Origin of the sequence: Ruminococcus sp. CAG:57, assembly GCF_000435935.1 — a bacterium.
GTDB classification, from domain to species: Bacteria; Bacillota; Clostridia; order Oscillospirales; family Ruminococcaceae; genus Hominimerdicola; species Hominimerdicola aceti.
Genome location: NZ_FR890706.1, coordinates 1 through 3,985, shown reverse-complemented (window position 1 = coordinate 3,985; position 3,985 = coordinate 1). Strand labels below are relative to the sequence as shown.

Annotated in this window: 5 protein-coding genes and 1 pseudogene; 4 read left to right on the top strand and 2 right to left on the bottom strand. The window is 40.5% G+C overall.

Going from position 1 to position 3,985, the window contains the following annotated elements:
* Positions 1 to 80 precede the first annotated feature (80 nt).
* Complete coding sequence (locus QVO88_RS03410; RefSeq protein WP_265291093.1) at positions 81 to 929, top strand: LytTR family DNA-binding domain-containing protein; 849 nt, start codon at positions 81 to 83, stop codon at positions 927 to 929.
* Between the two features lie 166 nt (positions 930 to 1,095).
* Here QVO88_RS03410 and QVO88_RS03405 read toward each other — a convergent pair whose 3' ends face one another.
* Positions 1,096 to 1,353, bottom strand: a complete 258-nt coding sequence (locus QVO88_RS03405; protein WP_288177747.1) for a hypothetical protein — start codon at positions 1,351 to 1,353, stop codon at positions 1,096 to 1,098.
* A gap of 103 nt (positions 1,354 to 1,456) precedes the next feature.
* Here QVO88_RS03405 and QVO88_RS03400 point away from each other — a divergent pair, with 103 nt between their 5' ends.
* The 3 genes from QVO88_RS03400 (at position 1,457) to QVO88_RS03390 (ending at position 3,094) form a co-directional block, all read left to right on the top strand.
* A complete protein-coding gene (locus QVO88_RS03400) occupies positions 1,457 to 2,254 on the top strand; it encodes an ATP-binding protein (protein WP_288177746.1) in 798 nt (265 codons plus the stop codon).
* Between the two features lie 122 nt (positions 2,255 to 2,376).
* Entirely contained in the window at positions 2,377 to 2,973 is a 597-nt protein-coding gene (locus QVO88_RS03395; protein WP_022287122.1) for an accessory gene regulator B family protein, read from the top strand.
* The gene (locus QVO88_RS03390) at positions 2,960 to 3,094 is read left to right on the top strand and encodes a hypothetical protein (RefSeq protein ID WP_022287121.1); all 135 of its coding nucleotides are present in this window, start codon (positions 2,960 to 2,962) and stop codon (positions 3,092 to 3,094) included. Before QVO88_RS03395 ends, QVO88_RS03390 begins: the two co-directional genes overlap by 14 nt.
* A 548-nt stretch (positions 3,095 to 3,642) precedes the next feature.
* Here the strand turns inward: QVO88_RS03390 and QVO88_RS03385 are convergent.
* A pseudogene (locus QVO88_RS03385) lies at positions 3,643 to 3,985 on the bottom strand (hypothetical protein); the annotation flags it as partial.

Here is a 3,985-nt window from a genome sequence, read left to right as displayed (position 1 = left end):
AGCTGGAAAAGTCCTAAATAAGTGGGACGTTGGTCTTACACTTTTGCGGCAGACTGAAGGGCTGTTAGAACAGCCCTTTTTTGTTTGCAGCAAGGTGTGGTCTTGACGCAGGAAGCTGTGAAACGCCTTATGGCTTGACCTTATGGTATAATTATGGTAATATAAAATCGTACATAGACTATGTTATAAAAGGACGTGAAAAAATGCGGATCGCAGTTTGTGATGATAATGCTGTTTTTCTTCAGTTTTTTAAATCTATGCTGGCAAATGAACTTGAATCAAGGTCGGTCAAAGCTGAAATAGAAACGTTTACCAAAGCTGAGAGCTTTTTTTACTGCCATGGTAAAAAGCCTTTTGCGGCTATATTTCTTGACCTTGATATGCCTGAAATGACCGGTTTTGAAGTCGCGCGGCAGCTAGGTCAGAATGGTAATTGCTTCGTGATCTTTGTGACAAGTCATCAGGAGCTGGTTTATGACAGCTTTAATTTCAGACCGCTGAATTTTATCTGCAAAGATCCTGACGCCGATGTTATGAATGATAGGCTCCATATGGTAGCAGGACAGTTGACGGACGCACTTAAGCAGGAAAAGACAGTGGTTTTGGAGAATAGGGAGCAGGGAAGGATCTCTGTAAAGCTTCGGGATGTAACTTATATAGAGAGCAATAGCCACAGCATCATATATCATTTTGCAAATAATAAGGATACTATTGCAGTCAGAGATAGCATTGGCGAGATAGAAGAAGCTTATCGTAAATTTGATTTTATACGGGTGCATAAAAAATATATCGTCAATCTGAAATATGTTTTTAACATAAGCCGTTCAAATGAAACAGTGATCTTCAAAAGCGGCTCAGAGCTTCCCATGAGCCGAGGATATAAGAATGCAGTTGACGACGCTTTGACTGAATATCTGAGGAGAAAGTGATGACTATTACATTGTGGACGATATTTGAGATCTTGATAAACTTTTATCAGGGCGGTCTGGAAACATGGTTTATATATAGATTTCTTACGCCAAGATCTCATGAAAGGGCTAAGATATGGGCTGTTATATTTGCCGTTTGTGAAGGCTGTCTGGTCACTGCTTTTAATTATTTCACTGTATTTGAGGGCTTTGGAAGTGCTTTGTACTGGGCAAGTCTGCTTGTTTTTGCGTTTTGCTTTTTTAGTGACAATGCAGTAAAGAAATTTCTTTCCATATCCCTCTCGCAGGTTGCGATCTTGTTGATAACGTCATTGGAACTAAATGCTGTATCGTCATTTTTTAAAATATCCCTCAGGGAGCTTGTGGTCGAACAAAGCTTGCTTAGATTTGTGACGCTTATAATGCTCCAGATCTCTATATTCATTGTATTTAGATTAATACTGATGGCCTTTAAACATACAGATGATTATACGGCTTCAGATTGGGTTACGATAATTGCAGTGCTTATTATTTCGTTTTCTCTCGTTATGGTAATACATGAACTGTCCCTTTCGGCAGACGATGGCCATAGGCTGTATATAAATCTGTCATATATGCTTGTCTTTGTTCTTAATATACTTATATTCTGGATAATAAATTCTTTGATAAAAAAGAATCGGAAGCTCAAGGAAATGGAGATAGTCAAACTAAGAGAGCAGTATCTTGAGCAGTTTATCGGAAACGCCGAGTCGCAATATGACGCCATGAGAAAACTAAGGCATGATATAAAAGACAAATATGAAACGGTTAATGAACTGTTGAAAGCCCCAAAAATAGATGAAACGAGAAAATTTATCTCAGAAAGCTTTGACCTTATCGGGAAGTCGGAGTCCTATGTTAAAACGAAAAATAATATTGTAAATGCTATCGTTAACGCAAAGCTTACGATGGCTTCTTCCTTGGGGATAAAAATATCATGTATAACAGTTTCAGATTTTGAGGGAATAAAGGGAACTGACCTTTGCGACCTGTTGAGCAACACGTTGGAGAATGCTATAACGGCATGCAAGGAAATAGCCGACGACGCAAATAAATTTCTGTATCTGAAGATCGACCGAGAAACGGATACATATACGTTTTTGATAAAAAATTCAATAGATCATTCTGTTATGGATAGTAATCCAAGGCTTACGACCACAAAGGCTGATAAAAAACAGCATGGTCTGGGGACCTCAATAATCAGAGAGATAGCAAGAAAATATAATGGCAGATGCGATTTCTATGAGTCGGAGGGAATGTTTTGCTGTCAGGTAACATTGATGGCAGATACAACGGTCCTGAACTAATTGTTCCGGACCGTTGCTGCATTTCGTGACAAAAACCTGCAACTCATTCCAAAAAGCTTGACATATTGCTGTTATTCTAGTAAAATTCAAATTAGGGTAAGACAAAAGCGAGGCGGTAGTTTATGGATCTTGTTGTATCGGGTATACTTAATTTTTTGACCGAGCAGGAAGCTATCGGAAAAGCAGATGAGGTACAGGATTTTTATCGGTATGGCATAGAAATAACTATCTCATCAATGTTAAACATTGTGCTTGTATTGCTTATGGGAGCATTGACGGGGCATTTGCTGGAAAGCGTAATATATTTGGCAGTGTTTATTGCTGTCAGGGTTATTACCGGAGGGTATCATGCAGATACATATTTCAGATGCAATCTGCTGATGTGTTCGACATTTATTGCTACAGCTTTTCTTAATGACAAGGTATGCGGATATATAAATATATGGGTGATAGTTGCCTTTGTGGTGTTTGAAGAGATAATAGCTTTTGTATTCTGCCCTGTGGAGAACAAAAATAAGCCTATAGAAAAAGATAAAAAGCCAAAGTTCAAAGCGATGGGAATGATAGTTTTTCTGTTGCTTGATCTGTTTGGCGGGGCGATTATCAATAGATATCAGATGGTTGGATCTATGATCCTGTTAACAAATCTATTAATTGCAGTTTTAATAATATCAGCGAAGATCAAAGAAAAGAGGTGTGATAAAAATGAGATCATTTAAGAAATTGCTTGCCAGCCTTATTGCCAGAGCAACTAAGAGAATGGGTATAGCTGCCTGCGGATGTGCATCAATGTATGGTGGCTATCAAGCTAAAGAGCCAAAAAACATTTACAAGAATTAAGCGTAAAGCTACAAGAATTACGATAAGCATTACAAAGTCTTTATCATTTCCCCTTTAAATCTTGTGATACTTGTAAATGAGGTAACATTAGCAGGAAAATAACTTCCTGCTGGTGTTACCATTTTTTTATTTGTAGTGAGTTCAAGCTTTTGACAGTGAGTAAATTTGCTTTTAGGCACAAAAAAATTATGCCCTACAAAAGGATGCGCTGTACTATTCGGTTTTCAAAGAACGGGCGGAGGCTATAGAGAAAGCCCCCTCACTTTCCATGCCGAAAAGTTGAGGGGGCTACAACCAAGTTTTTTAATTTTCTAAAAGATTTTTGAGCTTTGCTCTGATTTTTGTCGAAGGCATAAAGAAAGAGCGCTGGAGATTGCCGTCCCCGTTCGGTTGGGGATATATGGTCAGAATGTGGGTGTCGCTTGCCGCCTTTAGGAAAGGGACTTGCTGGCAAACTCGCTTTCAGGAAAATAGGCGGTGGCGGAATGATCCGTCACCGCCTATTGTGTTTAGGCTATTTCGATTTCGGAAGCGTCGGCTTATTTAACCTAGGATTCCTTTCTCTTTTTGCCGCTTACGCCCAGCAGAGTCAGAACGCCGCCGCTGACGTACAGAGCAGCCAGCCAACAGATGTGGTTGCTGCTGCCACCGGTCTGAGGACACTTGGTGGAGTCGTCATTTCCTGGCTTATTGGTGTTATTATCACTGCTGCCTGTATTGTTGGTGTTGCCGCCGTCGGGGAGCTTGTCGATGACCGTATTCTCGCTGCGCTTGGCGCCGCAAACGGTGCATTCCTCGTGCTTGATGCCGGTGGCCTCCTTGGTAGCGGCCTTGTCGATCACCCACTGGAAGCTGTGTGCTGCCGTGTCGGCCTTGTCGCCGCACTCGCAC